Here is a 21,508-nt window from a genome sequence, read left to right as displayed (position 1 = left end):
GGGTGAAGTGAAGATGTAGCCAGTCTAAGCAATGGGCACTGACAGGAAGATGACGCTCAAATGACAGATTTGTAATCCCCACGGCGGCGCAAACAGCCGAGAATGCAGCCATCATGAAAATACTTATTGTTGAAGACGAGCCCAAAGCGGGCGACTATCTGGTCAAGGGCCTGCAGGAATCGGGCTACGTGGCCGACCTGGCGCGCAACGGCGTCGACGGCCTGTCATTGGCGCTGGAGATCGATTACGACTTGATCGTGCTGGACGTGATGCTGCCGCAGATGGACGGCTGGCAGGTGCTGGCCAGGCTGCGTGAACGCAAGGAAACGCCGGTGCTGTTCCTCACCGCCCGCGACGACGTGGCCGACCGCGTCAAGGGGCTGGAGCTGGGCGCCGACGATTACCTGGTCAAGCCGTTTGCGTTTGCCGAGTTTCTGGCGCGCGTCAAAACGCTGATGCGGCGCGGCCCGGTGCGCGAGGCGGAAGTCATCCGCGTGGCGGACCTCGAAATCGACGTGTTGCGACGGCGCGTGTCGCGCGGCGGCCAGCGCATCGAGCTGACCGCCAAGGAATTTGCCTTGCTGCACCTGCTGGCCAAGCGCCAGGGCGAGGTGCTGTCGCGCACGCAGATCGCTTCCATGGTGTGGGACATGAATTTCGACTCCGACACCAATGTGGTGGACGTGGCGATCCGCCGCCTGCGCGTCAAACTGGACGACCCGTATCCGCTCAAACTGGTGCAGACGGTGCGCGGTATGGGCTATCTCCTGGAAGCGCGCTCGTGAAGCGCCGTCCGCTGTCGCTGACATTGCGCGTGGCCTTGCTGCTGTCGGCGGTGGCGGTGGCGACCTTTCTGGCCGTTGGCGCCTACCTGTATCACACCTTGCAGCGGCAGATGGCCTACCGCGACGACGTCGAGCTGATCGCCAAGGTCGGCCAGATCCGCCGCGTGCTGGCCGAGCTGCCGTCGGTGTCGGCCATGGTGCGCAACGCCCGGCCGCTGACCGACACGCTGTATGGCCACAACGACTTCATGCTGAAGGTGAACGGCGCCGACGGCAAGCAACTGGTGCAGACCTCGGTCACCTCGCGGCCGCTGCCGACAGTGGCCAGCGTGCCGGCGCAACGCGCGCTGACCATGGACGATGTGCACGACTGGCAGCCGGCCATGGGACGCGGCCGCATGGTGCGCGCCACCGGGCTGGTGGGCGTCAACCCGACCGCCGGCGACGCTGGTGAACCGGTGCAGATCACGCTCGCGCGGGAACGGTCGGACCGTTTGCAGCTGCTGCGCGCCTATGTCGCCGATCTGCTGGTGGCGCTGTGTGGCGGCGCTTTGCTGGCGACCGCGCTGGGCTATGCGGTGGTGCGTTACAGCATGCGGCAATTCCGCTCGGTGATTGCCAAGGCCGGGGACATCAACGCCAGCCGCCTGAACACGCGCTTGTCGGTAGAGGACGCGCCGGCCGAGTTGCGGCAGATGGGCGAAGCCTTCAACGCCATGCTGGACCGGTTGGAGGACGGCGTGCAGCGATTGTCCGGCTTTGCCGCTGACCTGGCGCACGACATGCGCACGCCGGTCAACACGCTGATGGTGGAAACCCAGGTGGCGCTGTCGCGCCCGCGCACGCCGGAGGAATACCAGGCGCTGCTGGCGTCAAACTCCGAGGAATACGAGCGGCTGGCGCGCATGATCGAAAACACGCTCTTTCTGGCGCGGGTCGACAACGCTCAGCTGGCGCTGCGGCGCGAGTCGCTGGACTTGCAGGTGGAATTGCAGCGCATCCACGAGTATTTCGAGATCCTGGCCGATGACGGCGGCGTTCGCCTGACCGTCGAAGCCGAGCCGCTGCGCGCCGAGATCGACCCGGTACTGTTGCAGCGCGCCGTCAATAACCTGGTGTCGAATGCGATCCGCTACACGCCGGCCGGCGGCGAAGTGCACCTGTCGGCGCGCGCGGTGGAAGAGGGCGTGCAACTGGCGGTCAGCAACACCGGCCCCGGCATCGCGCCCGAGCATTTGCCGCATATCTTTGACCGCTACTACCGGGCCGACCAGGCGCGCTCGGACCAAGCCCATTCGGCCGGACTGGGCCTGTCCATCGTCCGCGCCATCATGAATTTACATGGCGGAAAGATTTCCGTGGACAGTCAGCCGGGCGCCAGCACCACGTTTTTCCTGCTGTTCAAAAAAGCTCAAAATAGTTAAAAAATCGTGTCGATTTGTGTGTTGCTGGTGCGTCGTAGGGGTAGAGTGACTTACTCGTCAACCCAAGGAGACCATCATGACCACCACCGTGATTCCACACCTGGTATGCGAAGGCGCCGCCGACGCTATCGAGTTCTATAAAAAAGCCTTCAACGCCGTCGAGCAGATGCGCATGCCTGGCGATAACGGCCGCATCATGCATGCCGCCCTCACCATCGGCAACTCCACCATCATGCTGGCCGATGACTTCCCCGAATACGGCGGTCTCGGGCCGAAGGCGCTGAAAGGCAGCCCGGTCACGCTGCATATGGTTGTGCCGGACGTGGACGCCTCGTTCCAGCAGGCGGTGGACGCCGGCGCCTCGGTGCGCATGGCGCCGGCCGATATGTTCTGGGACGACCGCTACGGGCAGGTCACCGATCCGTTCGGCCATCACTGGTCCATCGCCACCCACATCAAGGACATGACGCCGGCCGAGATGATGGAAGCGATGAAACAGCAGTCCGAATGTCAGTAAGGAGCGCCGCATGCGATTCATGATCATTGTAAAAGCCACCGCCGACTCCGAAGCGGGCAAGCTGCCCAGCACCGAGCTGATGACCGCCATGGGCAAGTTCAACGAGGAACTGGTCAACGCCGGCGTGCTGCTGGCGGGCGAGGGCCTGCATCCGACCGCCAGAGGCGCGCGCATCCATTTCGACGGCGCCAGCCGCACCGTGACCGACGGCCCGTTCTCCGAGACCAAGGAGTTGATCGCCGGTTTCTGGCTGATCCAGGTGAAATCGAAGGAAGAGGCGATTGAGTGGATGAAGCGCTGTCCGAATCCATTCGATGTGCCGTCGGACATCGAAATCCGTCAAGTGTATGAAATGAGCGACTTTGGCGACGCCGCCACGCCGGAAGTGGTGGCCCAGGAGGAGGCTTTACGGGCGCGCCTGTGATACCTTAATGCCTAAGTCAATCGGGAGCTCGATGTAATGGAATTCATGGTACTGCGCCGCGCCAATCAAAGCACGGAACGAGGGATACAACCGCCAGCGCTGGAGCCGGGCATTTTCCTGCGCCCCAGCGTGGAGGCGGTGCGCTTGCAGCGCCGTGACGGCGAATGGGGCGAGCTGAAAGGCCCGTTTCCGCCGAAGGAGCTGATCGCCGGCTTCGTGCTGCTGGAGGCGGCGTCGCGCGAGGACATCGTCGAACAGGTGCGCTGGTGGCCCTTGTTCGACAGCGGCGCAGTGTATGAAATCCGCGACGCCGGCTGCCCCGGGAACTGCGTCGGCTTCGATGAGCGCGGCACGGCGGCCGGCACTATTCCAAAGCGCAATGAAGCGTTGAAGCGCTATGTGATTTTCCTGCGTTCGGACGTGTATGCGGAAGCCAACGCCGAACCGCCGCCGGAAGTCATCGATGTGATGAACGCGTTTAATGAAAGCGGCGTGCAGCAGGGCGTGCTGCTGGCCGGCGAAGGACTGAAGGGAACGGACACCGCCGCCCGCGTCCACTACGCCAACTCGCGCACTTCGGTGGTGGACGGCCCGTTCACCGAAGTGAAGGAGCTGATCGCCGGCTACTGGATGATCCAGGCCGCCTCGCTCGAGGAAGCGATTGCCTGGGCCAAGACTTATCCCTATCCGCAGCCGGGCGAGATCACGCTGGAAATCCGCGAGGCCTGCGAACGCATCGACCGCCAGGAGTTCACGCCGGAGATGGTCAAGGCGGAAGAACGCCTGCGCGCCGAATTGCTGGAAGCGGGGCTGCGCAACGCATTCAGTAAAGCGGCCCGTGGCGGCTGACGTTCACAAAATCGTTGAAGCGGTATGGCGGATGGAGTCCGCCAAAATCATCGCCGTGTTGGCGCGCATGCTGCGCGACGTCGGCCAGGCCGAGGAACTGGCGCAGGACGCACTGGTGCTGGCGCTGGAGCGCTGGCCGGACAGCGGCGTGCCGGAACAGCCGGCCGCCTGGCTGACCACCGTCGCCAAGAACCGCGCGCTGGACGCGCTGCGCCGCCGCCAGCTGCATCACGAAAAAGAACCGCAACTGAGCTATGAAATCGACCAGCTGCTGCAAGACGCCGCGCCCGATCTGGAGCACGCGGTGGCCGAGGCGCTGGAAAACGACATTGGCGACGATGTGCTGCGGCTGGTGTTTGTGGCCTGTCATCCGGTTCTGCCGACCGATGGCCGCGTTGCGCTGACCTTGCGCATGCTGGGCGGTTTGAGCACCGAGGAAATCGCCCGCGCCTTCCTGGTGCCGGAAAAGACCGTGGCGCAGCGTATTGTGCGCGCCAAGCGCACGCTGGCCGAGGCCAAGGTGCCGTTCGAGCCGCCGCGCGCGCATGAGCTGCACGAGCGGCTGGCGTCGGTGCTGCAAGTGATCTACCTGATCTACAACGAAGGCTATTCCGCCAGCGCCGGCGCCGACTGGATGCGGCCCGCGCTGTGCGAGGAAGCGTTGCGGCTGGGGCGCGTGCTGGCCGGCTTGCAGCCGGACGAAGCGGAAGTGCACGGGCTGGTGGCGCTGATGGAAATCCAGTCCTCGCGCGCCCGCGCCCGCGTAGGGCCGGCCGGGGAGCCGATTCTGTTGCTGGAACAGGATCGCGCGCGCTGGGATCAGTTGCTGATCCGGCGCGGACTGGCGGCGCTGGCACGCGCCGAACGCAGCGGCCGTGGCCTCGGGCCGTACGGGCTGCAGGCCGCCATCGCCGCCTGTCACGCGCGCGCCCGGCAGGCGCAGGATACCGACTGGCCGCGAATCGCCGCGCTGTATGACGCTCTGGCGCAGTTGTCGCCGTCCCCAATCGTCGAGTTGAATCGCGCTGTGGCGCTGTCGATGGCGTACGGTCCGCAGGCGGGACTGGAGGTGGTAGATGGTTTGCTGGCAGCGCCGGCGTTGAAGTACTACCATTTGCTGCCCAGCGTGCGTGGCGACTTGCTGGCCAAGCTGGGACGTCACGACGAAGCGCGCCTGGAGTTCGGCCGCGCCGCGTCGCTGACACAGAACGAGCGCGAACGCCAGCTGCTGCTGGCGCGCGCCCAGGCGCATTAAGCCAGCGTGGCTTCCAGCAGCTTGATCAGCGCTTCGATGCCGTCGGCGTCGGTTTGGTCGAAGCGGTTCGGCAGCGGGCTATCGAGGTCGAACACGCCGACGATGGCGCCGTCCGGGCCGCGCACCGGCACCACCAGCTCCGAACGCGAATTGACGTCGCAGGCGATGTGGCCCGGGAAGGCGTGCACGTCCGGCACGACGATGGCTTTGCCTTCCACCACGGTGGTGCCGCAGACGCCACGGCCTTTCTTGATGCGGATGCAGGCCGGCTTGCCCTGGAACGGGCCGAGCACCAGTTCATCGCCTTTGAGGAAGTAGAAGCCGGCCCAGTTCAGGCCCGGCATGGTGTTGAATACCAGCGAGCTGAAATTGGCGGTGTTGGCGATCAAATCGGTCTCGCCGTGCAGCAGGCCTTGCAGCTGTGGGCGCAGGTCGTTGTACATGGCATTTTTGGCGTCGGCGCTGTCGGTGCCGTAAGCGTTGTCGCTGAGGGTGAAGGTCATGATGTGTTGTTCTGAAAATAAGCGCAGGCGCGCCGAGGCCTCTATGGTAGCCGATCCGGCCAAATTACGAAGACTTCCTACCCTTTTTGTAGGCAGTATCTGATAGCGGAACGGCCGTGTGCAGGATACTCTGGTGGGCAGCGCGTCATTCACCAAGCGGGGTAAATATGTCCACCAGAAAAAAGAACGCTGAGCCGCCGCGTCACAACAAGCCAAAACACGTTGAGTCGCCACCGCCGCCCACTATCGATATCGACGCCTTGCTGATGGTCGGCGAGGAGCGCGTGCATATCGTATATGAGGAAGACGATAACATTGCCTTTATGGCGGAAGTGATCGATACCCTCTAGCCTCGGTGCGTTCTCTCACAGACGGGAGCGCAGCCGGGCGTGACAATCGGCTATCTTCAGAAAATGAAAGCCGTTTATGTCCGCAGATATGGTGATCGTCCGCAAGGAAGGGCTGTATTGCGTGCCCGGCCAGTTTTACATCGACCCGTGGCGGCCGGTGGAGCGTGCCGTCATCACCCATGCGCACGGCGACCATGCGCGCGGCGGTCATCAGCATTATCTGACGGCAGCGCCGGGCGTAAATGTGATGAAGTCGCGGCTGGGGCCGATCAATATCACCGGGCTGGCGTATGGCGAGCAGGTGGTGCATAACGGCGTGACGGTGTCGCTGCATCCGGCCGGCCATGTGCTGGGATCGGCCCAGGTGCGCATGGACTATCGGGGCGAGGTGTGGGTGGCGTCGGGCGATTACAAGGTCGAGGCGGACCGCACCTGCACGCCGTTCGAGCCGGTGCGCTGCGATACCTTCATCACCGAATCGACCTTCGGCCTGCCGATTTACCGCTGGCAGCCGGAGCAGCAAATCTTTGAGGACGTCAACCAATGGTGGGCGGCCAATGCGGCGCAGGGCCGCGCCAGTGTGCTGCTGGGCTATAGCTTTGGCAAGGCGCAGCGGCTGTTGAGCGGGCTGGATCCTTCTAATGGGCCGATCATCTGCCATGGTGCGGTGCAGACCTTGAACCAGGTGTATCGCGATGAGGGCGTGTGGTTGCCGTCGACTGTGATGGTGGCTGATGTGCCCAAGAGCGAGATCAGCAGGTCGATTGTGTTGGCGCCGCCGTCGGCTGCCGGCTCACCCTGGATCAAGCGCTTTGGCGATTACAGCGATGCCTTTGCCAGCGGCTGGATGCAGCTGCGCGGCGCCCGTCGCCGGCGGGGTGTCGATCGTGGCTTTGTGCTGTCCGATCATGCCGACTGGCCGGGTTTGCTGGAGGCGATCGGCGCCACCGGCGCGCAGCGCGTGATCGTGACGCACGGCTCGATTGCGGTGCTGGTGCGCTGGCTACAGGCGCAAGGCTTGCAGGCCAGCGGCTTCGATACCGAATATGGCGACGATGAGGCCGACGATGCTGCGACTGCTGACAGCGCCGCAGCGCCTGCCGATGGCGCCGCGGCCCCGGCCGCCGTCGCCGCCCGCGCTGGCGACTCGGCTGCTGCGGCTGGCCCCGGCCTCCCTGCATTCCCGGCTGCCGAAGGAGCGGAGCATGCGTGACTTCGCCCGCCTGTACGCCGAATTGGACGAGACCACGTCCACCACCCGCAAGTTGGCGGCGCTGCAAACCTATTTCACCACTGCCGCGCCGCAAGACGCCGCCTGGGCCGTTTACTTTCTCGCCGGTGGCAAACCGCGCCAGGCGGTGCCGACCAAGCTGCTGCGCCAGTACGCGATGGAATACGCCGGTCTCGACGAATGGCTGTTCGACGAGTGTTACCACTCGGTTGGCGATCTGGCCGAAACCATCGCCCTGGTGCTGCCGCCGCCGACCCACCCAAGCGAAATCGGCCTGGCCGACTGGATCGAACTCGGCATCGCGCCCTTGCGCGGCGCACCGCCGGAAACCGTGCGGACAGCATTGTTCACCTACTGGGACCAGCTCGACACCCGCGAACGCTTCCTGCTGACAAAGCTGATCGGCGGCGGTTTCCGCGTCGGCGTCTCGCGCTTGCTGGTGACGCGCGCGCTGAGCGCCATCGCCGGCCTCGACAGCAAACTGATCGCCCAGCGCCTGATGGGCTGGACCGACGGCAGCGTCAGCCCAACCGCCGCCGGGTTCAAGCAGTTGACGGCCGCCCACGCGCCGGAAGAACTGGCGCAGCGGGGCGGCCAGCCATACCCATTCTTCCTGGCGCACCAGCTGGAACGGGAGCCATCCACACTGGGCGACCTGGCCAACTGGCAAGTCGAATGGAAATACGATGGCATGCGCGCGCAACTGGTGCGGCGCGAAGGCAAGAACTGGCTATGGTCGCGCGGCGAAGACCTGATCACCGAACGCTTCCCCGAACTGGCGGCGCTGCGCCTGCCGGACGGCGTGGTGCTGGACGGCGAAATCCTGATCTGGCACGGCGGCACCGCACCGGCGCCGTTCGCCGACCTGCAAAAACGCATGGGCCGCAAACAAGTGTCGGCGCGCCTGCTGGGCGAATTGCCCGCCGTGATGGTGGCCTATGACCTGCTGGAACTGGACGGCCGCGATCTGCGCGACCTGCCGCAAGCCGAGCGGCGAATGCTGCTGGAACAACTGATCGGCAGTTTGCAAGGGACGCCGCAGCTGAGGCTGGCGCCGTTGATCGTGGCGGACAGCTGGGAGCACCTGGCCGAGATCCGCGCCGAATCGCGCGAGCGCGGCGTCGAGGGCATGATGCTGAAGGCGGTCGATGCGCGCTACGGCGTCGGCCGCACCAAGAGCGTCGGCACCTGGTGGAAGTGGAAGATCGATCCCTACAGTGTGGATGCGGTGCTGATCTACGCGCAGGCTGGGCACGGCCGCCGCGCTTCCCTGTACACCGACTACACCTTCGCCGTGTGGGATCAGGAACGCAACCTGGTGCCGTTCGCCAAAGCCTATTCCGGCCTGACGGATGTGGAGATTGCGCAGGTGGACCAGGCGATCCGCAAGACCACCATCGAGAAATTCGGACCGGTGCGCAGCGTGACGCCGAGCATGGTGTTTGAAATCGGCTTTGAAGGCATCGCCAGTTCGCCGCGCCACAAATCCGGCATCGCCGTGCGCTTTCCGCGCATCCTGCGGCGGCGCGAAGATAAATCCGTGGACGAGGCCGACACGCTGGAGTCACTCAAAAGCCTGCTTGTGGCGTCATGAAGGCGGAAGCCTGGTTCGCCGCGCGCGGCTGGACGGTGTTCCCGTTCCAGCGCGCCGTATGGGAAGCCGCCGCCGAAGGCCGCTCCGGCCTGCTGCACGCCACCACCGGTTCCGGCAAGACCTATGCTGTGTGGTTCGCCGCCTTGCAGCGCGCCGGTTATGGTGAGCGCTTGCTTGGCCGCGCCAACGCCCTGCGTTCTCGCACGCGCCGCATGCCTGCCGATGCCAGCGACACGGCGCGCAGCACGCCAAAGACCGGCCTGCGCGTGCTGTGGATCACGCCGATGCGCGCACTGGCCGCCGACACCTTGCGCGCCTTGCAGGACGCCGCTCCCGACTGGCAAGTGGAAGCCCGCACCGGCGATACCAGCTCGGCCCAACGTGCGCGCCAGAACAAGCGCCTGCCCGATGCGCTGATCACCACGCCGGAAAGCCTGACGCTGCTGCTGAGCCATCCGGACGCCGCCGACCGCTTCAAGCAGCTGCAAATGATCATCATCGACGAATGGCACGAGCTGATGGGTAACAAGCGCGGCGTGCAGACCCAGCTGGCGCTGGCGCGCTTGCGGCAGTGGAATCCGTCGCTGCTGGTGTGGGGCTTATCGGCCACGCTCGGCAATCTGGAACGGGCGCGCGATGTGCTGATGCCGGAAGGCGTCATCATCGAAGGCCATGTCAGCAAAGAGCTGCTGGTGGATACGCTGATTCCTGAAAATCCGTCGCGCTTCCCTTGGGGCGGCCACCTGGGCGTGCAGATGTTGCAGCCGGTGATACGCGAAATCGAACAGGCGTCCACCACGCTGGTGTTCACCAACACCCGCTCGCAGGCCGAGCTGTGGTATCAGCACATGTTGGACGCGCGTCCCGACTGGGCTGGGCTGATCGCACTGCATCACGGCTCGCTGGACAAGGAAGTGCGCGAGTGGGTGGAGCAGGGCCTCAAGCAGGGCCAGCTGAAAGCCGTGGTGTGCACTTCCAGCCTTGACCTGGGCGTCGACTTTTTGCCGGTGGAGCGCGTGCTGCAAATCGGCAGCGCCAAAGGTATCGCCCGGTTGTTGCAGCGCGCCGGCCGCAGTGGGCACGCGCCCGGCCGCATCTCGCGCCTGACGCTGGTGCCAACGCAAAGCATGGAATTGCTGGAAGCGGCCGGCGCCATCCACGCCGTCGCCGCGCGCGACATCGAAGCGCGGCCGGTGCCGGACAAGCCGCTGGACGTGCTGGTGCAGCATTTGGTGACCATCGCGCTGGGTGGTGGTTTCCGGCCGGATGAGTTGCTGGCCGAAGTGCGCAGCGCCTGGTCGTTCCGCCACCTGAGCGATGAGGAGTGGCAATGGGCGCTGGACTTCGTGGCACGCGGTGGCCAGACGCTGACGGCGTATCCCGAATACCGCCGCGTGCTGCCGGACGAGCAGGGCGTCTATCGCGTGCCCGACGCGGCGATCGGTCGCCGCCACCGCATGGGTATCGGCACCATTGTTTCCGATTCGTCGCTGCAAGTGAAATACGTCAGCGGCGGACGGCTCGGCAGCGTGGAGGAATCGTTCATCGCCCGCTTGCGCAAGGGCGACCATTTCCTGTTCGCCGGCCGCATCCTGGAATTTGTGCGGCTGCACGAGATGACCGCTTACGTGCGGCGCGCCACCGGCGCCAAGGGGGCGGTGCCGCGCTGGCAGGGCGGTCGCATGCCGATGTCGTCCGAGCTGGCGCATGCGGCGCTGGAGCAATTGCGGCTCGCCACGCTGGAGCGCTACGAGGGGCCGGAAATGCAGGCACTCAAACCCTTGCTGGAGATCCAGCAGCGCTGGTCGTCGCTGCCGACGCCGGACGCCACCGTCATCGAAACCATGCACAGCCGCGAGGGCCGTCATCTGTTCATGTTTCCGTTTGCCGGGCGCTCGGTGCACGTCGGGCTGGCGTCGCTGCTGGCGTACCGCGTCGGCCGCATGACGCCGGTAACGTTTTCGATTGCCGTCAACGACTATGGCTTCGAGCTGCTGTCCGCGCAGGAACTGGACTGGGCGCCGTTGCTGGACGCCGCCCACGGCGCCGATGTCGATCTGTTCAGCACCGAGCATCTGCTGGAAGACGTGCTGGCCAGCCTCAACGCCACCGAAATGTCACAACGCCGCTTCCGCGAAATTGCCCGCATTGCCGGCCTGGTGTTCCAGGGCTATCCGGGACAGGGCAAGAGCGCGCGCCAGTTGCAGGCGTCGTCGTCCCTGTTCTTTGCGGTCTTCCGCCAGCATGACGCCGGCAATCTATTGCTGACCCAGGCCCAGCGCGAAGTGTTGGAGCAGGAACTGGAACTGGGCCGACTGCGCGCCACACTACTGGAATTGCAGGCGCGCCGGGTGCAGTTCCATGCGATCAAACGCGCCACGCCATTCGGGTTCGCCTTGATGGTCGAGCGCTTCCGTGAAAAACTATCGACAGAAAAACTGTCGGACCGCGTCGCCCGTCTGGTACGCGAACTCGAAAAGGCTGCTGGACCATGATGCTGACCCTGGCCAATGAACAACTGCTGCTGTTGCCGCAAAAGGCCGCCTATTGGCCGCGCGAGGGCATGCTGATCATCGCCGACATTCACTTTGGCAAGGCCGCCTCGTTCCGCGCCTTGGGCGTGCCGGTGCCTGCGGGCACCACCAGTGCCAATCTGCTGGGGCTGGATGCGCTGCTGGCGCAGTACGATGTGCGCCACGTCATGTTCCTCGGCGACTTCCTGCATGCGCGGGCGGCCCATGCGCCGGCCACGCTGGCGGCGATGCTGGCCTGGCGCCAGCGCCATCCCGACCTGCGTCTGACCGTGGTGCGCGGCAACCATGATGCGCATGCGGGCGATCCGCCGGCGGAGCTGGAGATTGAGATGGTGGACGAGCCGCATGTGATCGGGCCGTTCGCGTTTTGCCATCACCCGGACGTGCTGGTGCCGTCGTATGTGCTGGCGGGGCATGTGCATCCGGTATACCGGCTGCGTTCGGGCTGGGAGTCGTTGTTGCTGCCGTGCTTCCTGGTGGGGCCGCAGCGCATGGTGCTGCCGTCGTTTGGCGCGTTCACCGGCGGCCATCCGGTGATGGCGCAGCCGGACGAGCGCATGTACGTCAGCAGCGGCGAGGCGGTGTTGTCGATTCCTTGATGCGGAACGCTCCTACATCGGCTATTGCCGGCGTCCTACGTTGGGTGCATTGGACGTGAACTAGGATGACTGCTCCTGTGCTGCACGCAGGAGTTTTATCTCAGGAGATGATCATGGCAACCAATGACAAAGGTAACAAGCAAAGCGACAACACCAGCAAACGCGGGTTCGCTTCCATGGACCCGGAACAGCAGCGCGAAATCGCTGCGGAAGGCGGTCGCGCCGCGCATGAAAAAGGCACGGCGCATGAGTTCACATCGGAGGAGGCGCGCAAGGCCGGCGCGATGAGTCACAAGAACGATCCGGGACGCAGCAAGCAGAGCGCCAACCCGGGCAACAAGGGTAGCGCCAAGCCCGAGGAGGAGGAGGAGGAGGACGAAGGCGAGAATATGGAGCAGGATAACAGCAAGGGCGGGCGGGGCGGCAGCCGATCGAAATAGCGCGCTTGCCCCCCTTACACCGCGATGCCAGGGTCTGACCCCGCGGGGTCAGACCCCTTGGTGTTGGGTTACAAACAGATCGTGTAATGCTTGCCCATATCCACCGCCGTGCGGCCGGTGACGGCCGCTTTGGCTAGCTGCACCAGCTGCTTCATCTTGCTGGCGCTGGCGTCCCAGTACTCGGCGGTCTGGATGCGGACCCGTATCATGGCCAGATGCGGGTCATCCAGACCACCGGGGAACCATGCCCGCACCAGCGGACTCCACAATTCCCGCGCCTTGGCCCGGTCCTTCAGCAAATACGCCTGCCCGGTCACCGACAGGTATAACTGCTCGTCCGGATTGGAAAAACTCACATTCACCTCCGGATGCTGCGCCAGATCGTGCGTGAATGCCGCCTCGTCCGAGGTGAAGAACCACATATTGCCCTCGTTATCCATCTGCTGCGTGGTCAGCGGACGGCTGCTCAGCACGTTATCGCCATCCACCGTGGTGAACATGCCGAACTTCACATGCTTGATCTTGGCGGCGATGGTGTTGATTTGTTCCTGCGAATAGAGCGGCATGATGCGCCTCCATGATAAAGATGTCGTTGCGTTCACCTTAACCCGCTTGCCGCCCACACAATGTGCGCAACTTTACATAGCAGATACACAATCGGCTTGACCCATCAAATGATAATCATTATCATTTATGTTTTTCGTCGAGGGAATTCCCGTGAGCGTACAAGGCGCCAGTTCCGCCCGCAATGCCAGCCGCGCCGTCTGGCTGAAGCAGTTGCACCAGTGGCATTGGATCAGTTCGGCCATGTGTCTGCTCTGCATGTTCCTGTTTTCGGTCACCGGCATCACGCTGAACCACGCGTCGCAGATCGAGGCCAAGCCGGTCATCACCCGCCAGCAGGCGCAGTTGCCGGCGCCGCTGACGACCCAGCTGCGCAGCTATGCCGAGCAGCACGACGGCGCCAAGGAGCCGCTGCCGGCGCCGGTTGAGCAATGGCTGAAGGACACATTCAAGGTGCAGCCGGGCGGCCGCAATGCCGAGTGGGCCAGCGACGAAGTCTATCTGCCGATGCCCAAGGCCGGCGGCGACGCCTGGGTGCGCATCGGCCTGGAAGACGGCGCGGCCGAATTCGAAAATACCGACCGCGGCTGGATCTCGTGGCTGAACGACGTCCACAAGGGCCGCAACACCGGTCCGGCGTGGAACTGGTTCATCGACATCTTCGCCGTGCTGTGCCTGGTGTTCTGCATCACCGGTTTATTGATTTTGAAGTTCCATGCGGCGAATCGGCCGTTCACCTGGCCGATGGTGGGCCTGGGCGTGCTGATTCCCATCGTAATTGCACTGCTGTTTATCCATTAATCCCACACAGGACTTCCATGAAATTACGCTACTCCATCGCGCTTAGTCTGCCACTCGCCAGTGCTTCGGCCATGGCCGCCGATCTGGCCCTCAAACTCGACGTGCCGCAGTTGAATGTGGCGGAATACCATCGCCCTTACATCGCTGCGTGGGTGGAAAACGCCGACCAGCAGGTGGTGGCCAACCTGGCCGTGCTGTACGACACCAAGAAAAAGGACAACGCCGGCACCAAGTGGCTGAAGGACATGCGCACGTGGTGGCGCAAGACCGGCCGTGAACTGACGATGCCGCTGGATGGCGTGTCGGGTGCGACCAAGGCGCCAGGCGAGTTCACGCTGAATGCACCGAAAGGCGCGCTGGACAAGCTGCCGGCCGGCCAGTACACCGTGATGGTCGAAGCGGCGCGCGAAGCCGGTGGCCGCGAAGTGGTCAAGGTGCCGCTGCAATGGCCGCCGAAGTCGGCACAGAACGTGAACGGCCAGGGCAAGGAAGAACTCGGCGCGGTCGTTGTGCAAGTCAAACCATAAGAATGGACGGGGATATGTCGAAAATGAATAAGTCGTTGATCGCACTGGCGCTGGCTGGCCTGTCCGTTGTCTCGCTGAATGCGCAGGCGCACAAGCCGTACATCCTGGCCTCGACCACGGAAGTGGAACCGGCGCGTGACGGTTCGGCCTGGGTGACGTTTGACGCCGCCGTGGCCGAGAATCTGTTCACCATCGATTTCTCGCTGAAGCTGGACGGCTTGAGCATCACCGCGCCGGACGGCAGCGCCTTGCAGCCGCAGAACGTCAACAACGGCAAGCTGCGCAGTACGTTCGACCTGAACCTGCCGAAGCCGGGCACCTACAAAGTCGCGCTGGTCAACGCCGCCGTGATGGGCAGCTACAAGGACAAGGAAGGCAATATGAAGCGCTTCCGTGCTACCGAGGAAACGCTGTCGAAAGAAGTGCCGGCCGATGCCACCGAGGTGAAAATCTCGCGTCAGGAAACCCGTCTGGAAACTTTTGTCTCCACCGGCAAGCCGGACATGAATGTGTTCAAGCCGACCGGCAAAGGCCTGGAAATGGTGCCAGTCACCAATCCAACCGAGCTGCACGCGGGTGACAAGGTGACCTGGCGTTTCCTGGTGGACGGCAAACCGGCCGCCAACCAGGGCGTGAGCCTGTTCCAGGGCGGCGTCAAGTTCCGTGGCACGCTGGGCGAAATCCGTCAGACCACCAACGACAAGGGCGAACTGACGCTGACGCTGCCGGCCGCCGGCCAGTACATGATCAGCAGCAGCTGGCCTGAAATCAAGCGCGTCGAAGGCCAGCCGCCGCAGATGGCGCCACGCCGCGTCAGCTACTCGGCCGTGGTCGAGATCCTGCCGGAATAAGGCAGGCATGCGCCGGGTTCTTCTGCCACACGATATTTCCGACGACCCGGCGCCAGCAGGCGGCGTGATCCACGACTACGCTGGCCGCAGCATGGGTACCAGCTGGTCGGTGCGGCTGGTGGCCGCGCCGGATGCCGTCTGCACGCATTTGCAGGACGGGCTGCAACAGCAGCTCGACGCCATCGTGGCTGAAATGAGCCACTGGGAAACCGATTCCGACCTGGGCCGCTTCAACCGCGCGCCCGCCGATAGCTGGCACGTGTTGCCGCCGGCATTTTTTGATGTGCTGGCTTTTGCGATGGATGTAGCGCGCGCTTCCGGCGGCGCTTACGATCCGACCGCCGGTACGCTTGTCAACCTGTGGGGCTTCGGCCCGTGGGGGCGCTACGACCAGCCGGATTTTGTACCGCCTTCCAACGATGAAATCAGCATCGCCCGCAGCCAGCTGGCGGCGCGGCCGGTGCGCCTGCAGCGCGATGGCCGCAAGGCCTTGCAGCCGGGCGGCGTGCAGCTGGATCTGTCGGCCGTGGCCAAGGGCTACAGCGTCGACCGGCTGTCTTATTACCTGAAAACCCAGGGCTTTGCGCACCACCTGGTCGAGGTGGGCGGCGAGTTGCGCGGCGCCGGCGTCAAGCCGGACGGCCAGCCTTGGTGGGTCATGCTGGAGCAAGTCACCGACATCGCCCCGGGCGCAACCGCGCCGGACGAACTGGTGCTGGCCTTGCATGGGCTGGCGGTCGCCACCTCTGGCGACTATCGCCGCTATTTCGAGCTGGACGGCAAGCGCTATTCCCACACCGTCGATCCGCGCAGCGGCATGCCGATCGCCAACGACCTGGCCTCGGTCACGGTAGTGCACGCGCAGTGCATGGCAGCCGACGCCTGGTCGACCGCGCTGACCGTGCTGGGCTGGCGCGACGGCCTGCATCTGGCTGAGCTGCAAGGACTGGCGGCGCGCTTTGTCGTGCGTCAGCCGGACGGCAGTTTCGCCGAATACCTGAGTACCCATTTACGCAGCATGTTAGACGAATAATGATTTGGACCAACGACCCTTCCCGATTGATGATGGTGGCAGGCATGAGCGTGGGGTACGCGCTGGTGTGTCTGGCGCCGTACCTGCGCACGCGCCGCAAGCGTCAGGCCGCCGCGCGCGCCAAGGCGGAAGCAGCGGCCTCGCCCGGCTGGATCGTCACCTACGCCAGCCAGACCGGCAATGCCGATGAACTGGCGCAGCAAACCGCCGCCACGCTGAAGCTGGCCGGTATTCCGGCACGGCTGTGCGAATTGTCCGAGCTGGAGGCGCAGGATTTGCAGGAAGCCGAGCGCATCCTGTTCCTGGTCAGCACCTATGGCGAGGGCGACGCGCCGGATGCGGCGGCCGGCTTTGCAGGCCGCCTGATGACCACCTCGCTGCCGCTGCCGAAACTGCATTACGCGGTGCTGGCGCTGGGCGACAGTGCTTATGCGCAGTTCTGCGGTTTCGGCCGCGCGCTGGATCAATGGCTGCAGGCGCAGGGCGCGCAAAGCCTGTTCCCACGCGTGGAAGTGAACCGCAGTTCGGAACAGGCGATCGGGCAATGGCGGCAGCAATTGAGCCACCTGGCAGGCACCAGCGATGCGCCTGACTGGAGCGCGCCGGCGTTTGACGCATGGCGTCTGAGCGAGCGGGTGCAACTGAATGCCGGCAGCGCCGGCGCGCCGGTGTATCACTTGGAACTGGAACCGCTGAACGGCGCGCTGCCGGCCTGGCAGTCGGGCGACCTGGTGCAGGTGGCCGCGCCGGCCGATCCGTCGCGCGCGCGGGAATATTCAATCGCCTCGATTCCGGCCGATGGCCGCGTCCATTTGCTGGTGCGTCTGCATACGCATGATGACGGCAGCCACGGCGTGGCCTCCGGCTGGCTGACGCAGCAGGCGTCGCTGGGCGAGACCGTGCAATTGCGGCTGCGCCAGCATCGCCGTTTCCGCCTTGAAGGCAACGTCGAACGGCCGCTGATCTTGATCGGCAACGGCAGTGGCATCGCCGGCCTGCGCGGCCACCTGAAAGCGCGTGTGCTGGCAGGGCAGGGACGCAACTGGTTGCTGTTCGGCGAACGCAACGCCGCCTACGACTACCACTACCGCGCTGAACTGGACGGCTGGCAGCGCGACGGCATGCTGGAAAAACTGGATATGGTGTTTTCTCGCGACCAGACCGAGCGGCGCTACGTGCAAGACCGTTTGGCCGAGCAGGCGGAAGCGGTGCGAGAATGGATCGCCGAAGGCGCCGCCATCTACATCTGCGGCAGCCTGGAAGGCATGGCGGCCGGCGTCGACGCCGCACTGGAAGCCGCGCTAGGCCGCGACGGCCTGGACGCACTCGCCGTCGCCGGCCGCTACCGCCGCGACGTCTACTAATCGGCGCCGGCTTGTTCCAGGCCGCGGGCCAGGCTGGAGATGGAGGGGTTGTCGATGAAGACGCAACGCTTGCCGTTGCGCTTGCAGTAGTCTTTGACCCGCCAGTACGCGCTGTGGCTGATGCAGCCGGTCTGACAAATCACCAGGTCGGCCGCCGCCAGGCTCGCTTCCAGGCGGTTGGCGTTGTCTTCCAGGCCGCCGTCGTGGTGGCTGAATTGCGCGCCTTCGCGCTCGATCAGTTCGCGGTAACTGGCGACGTTACCGTTGCGACCGCCGACACACAGCACCGCGCGTTCACGCAGACTCAACGGCATTTTCATGACGTGCTCGACCACCTGCCGGGCCGCTTCCTGCACCGGCGCCGGGGCTACTGAGGCGTCGTTGGCGCGCGCCAGTTCCAGTTTCAGTTCGGCGATCTGGTTGCGCATGGCGCGTTCGCGTTCTTCCATCTGGCCTAGGCGCTCGGCCAGCTTGGCGCGCGATTCCAGGCCGGGAATCGATTCGCGCAATTGTTCCAGTTCGCCCCTGATCGAGTCGATCATGCTGTCCTTGCCCACCACCTGCGCGCGCAGCTGCATCAGCTGCGAGGCGTGCTTGTCGGCGTCGGTGGTTTTCTCGGCCATCAGCGCGCTGGCGCGTTGCTGGGCTTTGGCCAGCTCGTGCGTCAGGCGCTTGTTTTCTTCCAGCGTGGCGTTGAACTTGGTGATGTCGGCACGCACGCACGCGCCAGCCTGGTGCTGCACCATGTGCAGGTCGCGGCACATCTGTTCTTCCAGTTCGGAATTGCAGCGCGGATGCGTCAGGCCGGCCCAGAAGGCGCCGGCGACGTCGCCATTGTTGACCGCAGCGCGCCACAGCTCGGCCACCTGTTCGGTCGTCTTGGCGTTGCGGAAACGCAGCAGCACGGCCGCGTAGCGACGTTCCAGCTCTTTTTGCAGCGCTTCCGACAGGCGGTTGCGGCTGGCGCATTCGGTCACCGCGCCGACGTGTACTTCGTAGTCGTCGGCCACCACTTTGCCACTGGTGACTTTGTCGACCAGCTTGCGCAGCACGCCCAGCGGGAAGCCGACCCCGACCAGCGGGCAGTGGCAGGCATGGCCCAGTTCCCACAGCCGGCGGCGGCGCGAAGCCTGCGCTTCCGGTTCCTTGCCCAGCACGCTGAAAACGTTGTTGATGACCGGCTTGATGACTTGCCGGGCGTTCTGCTCGGCCAGACGCTGACCGGGCTGGGCTACCGGCCCGGCCACCTGCGGCATGGCGGCGGCGATGATAGCCGCCAGTGGATCGTGTTTCTCGCACATGGTCAACGGCTCCGCTCAGGCGACCGACGGCGCAGTGCGCGCGCGGGCCATGATGCGGCTCAGGAAGTTGGTCTTTTCCTGTTCGTGCATGTTGCGTTCCACCTCGCTTGCCCACTGTTCCGACAACTGGGCGCAGGTCGCGCTCAGCACCGGCGCCAGTTCCGGCAAACCGGCTAGTGCTTTCAGATGACGCTCGATCACCGAGGCCAGCTTGACGCAACCACCGGCGTCATCGCTGCCGGCGGTGTAGTGCGACATCAGATGCAGCACGGCGGACAGCATCAGTTCGGGATTGTGGCCGCCATGCGATGAGGCGAGGAAAATCGGGTTGCTATGTTCGATGGCCATCAGACGCTCCAGGTGTGGAAAGAGAGTGTGGCTGGCGGCGGCTGGCTACTCAAGGGGAGATTGGGCGCGGCGGCGCCCTTTAACGCACAGTTAATCGGTACGGCACAAATCAGGCAGTGAGGATCAGCTTGTTCAGCTGGGTGATGCGCAGGCGGTAGACGCGGCCGCCGTGCTCGATTTCCATCTCGCGGCCGCCATCCATCAGGCCGGCGCTGCTGACGCGTTTGACCGGCTTGACCGCCTGAGCGGCAGCTACGGCGACAGGGTGGGCGGCGGGGGCCATCGCAGGGGTAGTCGTGATCATCTTCGCTTCTCCTTAATAAGAATGATTCGTATTTGCATTCATTATTGAGGAAGACGCGGCGGAATGCAAGCGTTTTTGCAGTCTTTTCGTTACCAAGACGATAAAAAAACGGCCCAGTCAATGACCGGGCCCAAGGCTGGGTAATGCGGGAGGTAGTACTTGAATCACTACAATGAATCACTGCGGGTTACTACAAAGCCGCCAGCAACTGGCCGGACGGTACGGTAGCGCCACCTTTGGACTTGCTGGTGGCGGGCTTGCCCCGCGTGCGCGAGGGCGGCAGGCGGCGCAAGGTTTTCAGGGCTTCGGGATCCTTGATGCCGATGGTGCGCTGGTCGACGCTGATCAGGCCGATCTCGTTGAAGGCGGACAGGGTGCGGCTGACGGTTTCCAGCGTCAGGCCCAGGTAGCTGCCGATTTCGTGGCGCGTCATGCGCAGGTTGAACAGCTTGCTGGAGTAGCCCATCTGCGCGAAGCGTTCGGCCAGCGCCACCAGGAAGCGCGCCACCCGGGCCTCGGCGCTGAGCGCGCCCAGCATGCCGATCATCGCCTGCTCGCGCACCAGCTCGCGGCTCATGACGCCGTACATCATGTTTTCCAGCTCAAGGTGGATGCGGCCGAGCGCGGTCAGTTTCTTGAACGGCAGCAGGATCAGGTCGCAATCGGACAGCGCCACCGCTTCCGACGAGTAGTGGCGGGTGTGGATGCCGTCGACGCCCAGCATGTCGCCCTTCATCGGGAAGCTGAGCACCTGCTCGTTGCCGTATTCGTCGATCAGCACGGTTTTGAGGAAGCCGGAGTTGACGATGTACAGCGTGTCGAACGGCTGGCCGATGGTGTGGATGCGCTGGCCGGTTTTAAACTGCACGTGCTGGAACAGCAATTCCTCGTTGGCCATTGAACTGGCGGCGGGAATGTGCAGCAAGTCGCAGACCTCTTTGAGGTTCGACCAGAGCCGCCCCTGCCGCTGGCGGCCGGCTTCCATCGACGACGATTGCAGTGCCGTCGTGGCCGGGCGAATTTCAGACGTTTGCGTTGACAGCATAGTGGTCTCCTGTAGACAGGTATCTGAACGGTATGGTTTCAGTATGTCAACACGGAGGTCGGATAGATATCAGCAATGGCTGAATCTACTGGTAGGAGTCGGGCTAAAGTTTGTAGGAGTCGTCCTACAGGTGAGCTCGGCTATCAGGTTTTGAACGGGGATAACAGACGGTGGGCGACGGCGTACTGCACCATTTCCGCCAATGAACTCATGCCCATTTTCTGCATGATGCGGGTTTTGTGGGTGCTGACGGTTTTGACGCTCAGGTGCAGGCTGTTGGCGATCTCGGTGATGGAACGGCCGGCCACCAGCAGCGAGAACACCTCGAATTCGCGGTCCGACAGTTGTTTATGCAACAGCGACTCGTGCGGCATCATGATGTTGAGCGCCAGCTGCTCGGCTACTTCGGTGCTGATGTACGGGCGGCCGGAAGCGACCTTGCGGATCGCGCCGACCAGCTGGGTGCCGGCGCTTTCCTTGGTCAGATAGCCCTGGGCGCCGGCGCGGATGGCGCGCACCGCGTACTGTTCTTCCTCGTGCATGGTGAGGATCAGGATGGCCAGCTTGGGCGCCTCGGCCTTGACCTGGCGGATCAGGTCGACGCCACTGCGGCCCGGCATCGACAAGTCCAGCAGCAGCAGGTCGAAGCCGCCCTGGCGCACATGGCCGAGCACCTCGAAGCCGTCGATGGCCTCGCCCACGATGTCGATATCCGGCGCGCCATCAAGAATGCGTTTCAGCCCCTCGCGCATGATGGTGTGGTCGTCGGCAATCACTATACGAATCATGGAATGGTGGCAAAAAAATGATTAATAGTAAGTTTTGTTACTGTTGAGTCAAGTTGGTCATATTACTATAAACGTTG

24 protein-coding genes are annotated in these 21,508 nt (G+C 64.1%); 17 read left to right on the top strand and 7 right to left on the bottom strand.

Annotated elements, in window-relative coordinates; genetic code table 11:
- Positions 1-113 precede the first annotated feature (113 nt).
- From HH213_RS03355 to HH213_RS03330, 6 genes are all read left to right on the top strand, one after another.
- The gene (locus tag HH213_RS03355; RefSeq protein WP_110844568.1) at positions 114-785 is read left to right on the top strand and encodes a heavy metal response regulator transcription factor; all 672 of its coding nucleotides are present in this window, start codon (positions 114-116) and stop codon (positions 783-785) included.
- Positions 782-2,209 (top strand): heavy metal sensor histidine kinase, encoded by a 1,428-nt coding sequence (locus HH213_RS03350; protein ID WP_169110753.1) that lies wholly within the window; start codon positions 782-784, stop codon positions 2,207-2,209. Before HH213_RS03355 ends, HH213_RS03350 begins: the two co-directional genes overlap by 4 nt.
- A 76-nt stretch (positions 2,210-2,285) precedes the next feature.
- Positions 2,286-2,726 (top strand): VOC family protein, encoded by a 441-nt coding sequence (locus HH213_RS03345; RefSeq protein ID WP_169110751.1) that lies wholly within the window; start codon positions 2,286-2,288, stop codon positions 2,724-2,726.
- 10 nt (positions 2,727-2,736) lie between these two features.
- Positions 2,737-3,150: a YciI family protein gene (locus tag HH213_RS03340; RefSeq protein WP_169110749.1), complete on the top strand. Its 414-nt coding sequence runs from the start codon at positions 2,737-2,739 to the stop codon at positions 3,148-3,150.
- 36 nt (positions 3,151-3,186) lie between these two features.
- Positions 3,187-3,999, top strand: a complete 813-nt coding sequence (locus HH213_RS03335; RefSeq protein ID WP_169110747.1) for a YciI family protein — start codon at positions 3,187-3,189, stop codon at positions 3,997-3,999.
- A 31-nt stretch (positions 4,000-4,030) separates the two neighbouring features.
- Positions 4,031-5,254, top strand: a complete 1,224-nt coding sequence (locus HH213_RS03330) for an RNA polymerase sigma factor (RefSeq protein ID WP_169110745.1) — start codon at positions 4,031-4,033, stop codon at positions 5,252-5,254.
- Here HH213_RS03330 and msrC read toward each other — a convergent pair.
- Entirely contained in the window at positions 5,251-5,757 is a 507-nt protein-coding gene (gene msrC / locus HH213_RS03325; RefSeq protein WP_169110743.1) for a free L-methionine (R)-S-oxide reductase MsrC, read from the bottom strand. The two genes, HH213_RS03330 and msrC, sit on opposite strands and share 4 nt — an antisense overlap.
- Before the next feature lie 167 nt (positions 5,758-5,924).
- Between msrC and HH213_RS03320 the strand changes: the two genes are divergently transcribed.
- The 6 genes from HH213_RS03320 to HH213_RS03295 all read left to right on the top strand — a co-directional run bounded on the left by HH213_RS03320 (position 5,925) and on the right by HH213_RS03295 (position 12,505).
- Positions 5,925-6,107 (top strand): hypothetical protein, encoded by a 183-nt coding sequence (locus tag HH213_RS03320; RefSeq protein WP_169110741.1) that lies wholly within the window; start codon positions 5,925-5,927, stop codon positions 6,105-6,107.
- A 76-nt stretch (positions 6,108-6,183) separates the two neighbouring features.
- Positions 6,184-7,320, top strand: a complete 1,137-nt coding sequence (locus HH213_RS03315; RefSeq protein ID WP_169110739.1) for a ligase-associated DNA damage response exonuclease — start codon at positions 6,184-6,186, stop codon at positions 7,318-7,320.
- A complete protein-coding gene (locus tag HH213_RS03310; protein ID WP_110844561.1) occupies positions 7,313-8,932 on the top strand; it encodes an ATP-dependent DNA ligase in 1,620 nt (539 codons plus the stop codon). The genes HH213_RS03315 and HH213_RS03310 overlap by 8 nt, the downstream gene beginning before the upstream one ends.
- Positions 8,929-11,427, top strand: coding sequence for a ligase-associated DNA damage response DEXH box helicase (locus HH213_RS03305; protein WP_169110737.1), 2,499 nt, complete (start codon positions 8,929-8,931; stop codon positions 11,425-11,427). The genes HH213_RS03310 and HH213_RS03305 overlap by 4 nt, the downstream gene beginning before the upstream one ends.
- Positions 11,424-12,065, top strand: a complete 642-nt coding sequence (pdeM, locus tag HH213_RS03300; RefSeq protein WP_169110735.1) for a ligase-associated DNA damage response endonuclease PdeM — start codon at positions 11,424-11,426, stop codon at positions 12,063-12,065. Before HH213_RS03305 ends, pdeM begins: the two co-directional genes overlap by 4 nt.
- A gap of 113 nt (positions 12,066-12,178) precedes the next feature.
- Positions 12,179-12,505, top strand: a complete 327-nt coding sequence (locus HH213_RS03295; protein ID WP_169110733.1) for a KGG domain-containing protein — start codon at positions 12,179-12,181, stop codon at positions 12,503-12,505.
- A 68-nt stretch (positions 12,506-12,573) separates the two neighbouring features.
- On the opposite strand, the gene HH213_RS03290 is transcribed toward HH213_RS03295, so the two are convergent.
- Positions 12,574-13,071 (bottom strand): pyridoxamine 5'-phosphate oxidase family protein, encoded by a 498-nt coding sequence (locus tag HH213_RS03290; protein ID WP_169110731.1) that lies wholly within the window; start codon positions 13,069-13,071, stop codon positions 12,574-12,576.
- 151 nt (positions 13,072-13,222) lie between these two features.
- Between HH213_RS03290 and HH213_RS03285 the strand changes: the two genes are divergently transcribed.
- From HH213_RS03285 to HH213_RS03265, 5 genes are read left to right on the top strand one after another with little or no spacing between them, the layout of a single operon-like run.
- Complete coding sequence (locus HH213_RS03285) at positions 13,223-13,870, top strand: PepSY-associated TM helix domain-containing protein (protein WP_169110729.1); 648 nt, start codon at positions 13,223-13,225, stop codon at positions 13,868-13,870.
- Between the two features lie 17 nt (positions 13,871-13,887).
- Positions 13,888-14,397, top strand: a complete 510-nt coding sequence (locus HH213_RS03280; RefSeq protein ID WP_110844557.1) for a DUF2271 domain-containing protein — start codon at positions 13,888-13,890, stop codon at positions 14,395-14,397.
- A gap of 23 nt (positions 14,398-14,420) precedes the next feature.
- On the top strand, positions 14,421-15,248 hold the full coding sequence (locus HH213_RS03275; protein ID WP_308494524.1) for a DUF4198 domain-containing protein: 828 nt from the start codon (positions 14,421-14,423) through the stop codon (positions 15,246-15,248).
- 7 nt (positions 15,249-15,255) lie between these two features.
- A complete protein-coding gene (locus tag HH213_RS03270) occupies positions 15,256-16,281 on the top strand; it encodes an FAD:protein FMN transferase (RefSeq protein ID WP_169110727.1) in 1,026 nt (341 codons plus the stop codon).
- On the top strand, positions 16,281-17,645 hold the full coding sequence (locus HH213_RS03265; protein WP_169110725.1) for a sulfite reductase subunit alpha: 1,365 nt from the start codon (positions 16,281-16,283) through the stop codon (positions 17,643-17,645). The genes HH213_RS03270 and HH213_RS03265 overlap by 1 nt, the downstream gene beginning before the upstream one ends.
- Here the strand turns inward: HH213_RS03265 and HH213_RS03260 are convergent.
- From HH213_RS03260 to HH213_RS03240, 5 genes are all read right to left on the bottom strand, one after another.
- Positions 17,642-18,946, bottom strand: a complete 1,305-nt coding sequence (locus HH213_RS03260; RefSeq protein WP_169110723.1) for a DUF2325 domain-containing protein — start codon at positions 18,944-18,946, stop codon at positions 17,642-17,644. The genes HH213_RS03265 and HH213_RS03260 overlap by 4 nt on opposite strands.
- Positions 18,947-18,961: 15 nt before the next feature.
- Complete coding sequence (locus HH213_RS03255) at positions 18,962-19,294, bottom strand: hypothetical protein (protein ID WP_110844554.1); 333 nt, start codon at positions 19,292-19,294, stop codon at positions 18,962-18,964.
- 109 nt (positions 19,295-19,403) lie between these two features.
- On the bottom strand, positions 19,404-19,598 hold the full coding sequence (gene hemP, locus HH213_RS03250; protein ID WP_174864386.1) for a hemin uptake protein HemP: 195 nt from the start codon (positions 19,596-19,598) through the stop codon (positions 19,404-19,406).
- 190 nt (positions 19,599-19,788) lie between these two features.
- Positions 19,789-20,583: a Crp/Fnr family transcriptional regulator gene (locus tag HH213_RS03245; protein WP_110845596.1), complete on the bottom strand. Its 795-nt coding sequence runs from the start codon at positions 20,581-20,583 to the stop codon at positions 19,789-19,791.
- Positions 20,584-20,786: 203 nt separating this feature from the next.
- Positions 20,787-21,431, bottom strand: a complete 645-nt coding sequence (locus HH213_RS03240) for a response regulator (protein ID WP_110844552.1) — start codon at positions 21,429-21,431, stop codon at positions 20,787-20,789.
- Between the last annotated feature and the right edge of the window lie 77 nt (positions 21,432-21,508).

This window comes from Duganella dendranthematis (genome assembly GCF_012849375.1).
Classification (GTDB): Bacteria; Pseudomonadota; Gammaproteobacteria; order Burkholderiales; family Burkholderiaceae_D; genus Rugamonas; species Rugamonas dendranthematis.
This window is presented reverse-complemented; position numbering and strand designations above follow the sequence as displayed.

Coding starts and splice junctions, on each gene's coding strand:
- HH213_RS03355 (WP_110844568.1), top strand. CDS start 114: ATGAAAATACTTATTGTTGAAGACGAGCCCAAAGCGGGCGACTATCTG.
- HH213_RS03345 (WP_169110751.1), top strand. CDS start 2,286: ATGACCACCACCGTGATTCCACACCTGGTATGCGAAGGCGCCGCCGAC.
- HH213_RS03340 (WP_169110749.1), top strand. CDS start 2,737: ATGCGATTCATGATCATTGTAAAAGCCACCGCCGACTCCGAAGCGGGC.
- HH213_RS03335 (WP_169110747.1), top strand. CDS start 3,187: ATGGAATTCATGGTACTGCGCCGCGCCAATCAAAGCACGGAACGAGGG.
- HH213_RS03330 (WP_169110745.1), top strand. CDS start 4,031: ATGGAGTCCGCCAAAATCATCGCCGTGTTGGCGCGCATGCTGCGCGAC.
- msrC (WP_169110743.1), bottom strand. CDS start 5,757: ATGACCTTCACCCTCAGCGACAACGCTTACGGCACCGACAGCGCCGAC.
- HH213_RS03320 (WP_169110741.1), top strand. CDS start 5,925: ATGTCCACCAGAAAAAAGAACGCTGAGCCGCCGCGTCACAACAAGCCA.
- HH213_RS03315 (WP_169110739.1), top strand. CDS start 6,184: ATGTCCGCAGATATGGTGATCGTCCGCAAGGAAGGGCTGTATTGCGTG.
- HH213_RS03310 (WP_110844561.1), top strand. CDS start 7,313: ATGCGTGACTTCGCCCGCCTGTACGCCGAATTGGACGAGACCACGTCC.
- HH213_RS03305 (WP_169110737.1), top strand. CDS start 8,929: ATGAAGGCGGAAGCCTGGTTCGCCGCGCGCGGCTGGACGGTGTTCCCG.
- pdeM (WP_169110735.1), top strand. CDS start 11,424: ATGATGCTGACCCTGGCCAATGAACAACTGCTGCTGTTGCCGCAAAAG.
- HH213_RS03295 (WP_169110733.1), top strand. CDS start 12,179: ATGGCAACCAATGACAAAGGTAACAAGCAAAGCGACAACACCAGCAAA.
- HH213_RS03290 (WP_169110731.1), bottom strand. CDS start 13,071: ATGCCGCTCTATTCGCAGGAACAAATCAACACCATCGCCGCCAAGATC.
- HH213_RS03280 (WP_110844557.1), top strand. CDS start 13,888: ATGAAATTACGCTACTCCATCGCGCTTAGTCTGCCACTCGCCAGTGCT.
- HH213_RS03275 (WP_308494524.1), top strand. CDS start 14,421: ATGAATAAGTCGTTGATCGCACTGGCGCTGGCTGGCCTGTCCGTTGTC.
- HH213_RS03270 (WP_169110727.1), top strand. CDS start 15,256: ATGCGCCGGGTTCTTCTGCCACACGATATTTCCGACGACCCGGCGCCA.
- HH213_RS03265 (WP_169110725.1), top strand. CDS start 16,281: ATGATTTGGACCAACGACCCTTCCCGATTGATGATGGTGGCAGGCATG.
- HH213_RS03260 (WP_169110723.1), bottom strand. CDS start 18,946: ATGTGCGAGAAACACGATCCACTGGCGGCTATCATCGCCGCCGCCATG.
- HH213_RS03255 (WP_110844554.1), bottom strand. CDS start 19,294: ATGGCCATCGAACATAGCAACCCGATTTTCCTCGCCTCATCGCATGGC.
- hemP (WP_174864386.1), bottom strand. CDS start 19,598: ATGATCACGACTACCCCTGCGATGGCCCCCGCCGCCCACCCTGTCGCC.
- HH213_RS03245 (WP_110845596.1), bottom strand. CDS start 20,583: ATGGAAGCCGGCCGCCAGCGGCAGGGGCGGCTCTGGTCGAACCTCAAA.
- HH213_RS03240 (WP_110844552.1), bottom strand. CDS start 21,431: ATGATTCGTATAGTGATTGCCGACGACCACACCATCATGCGCGAGGGG.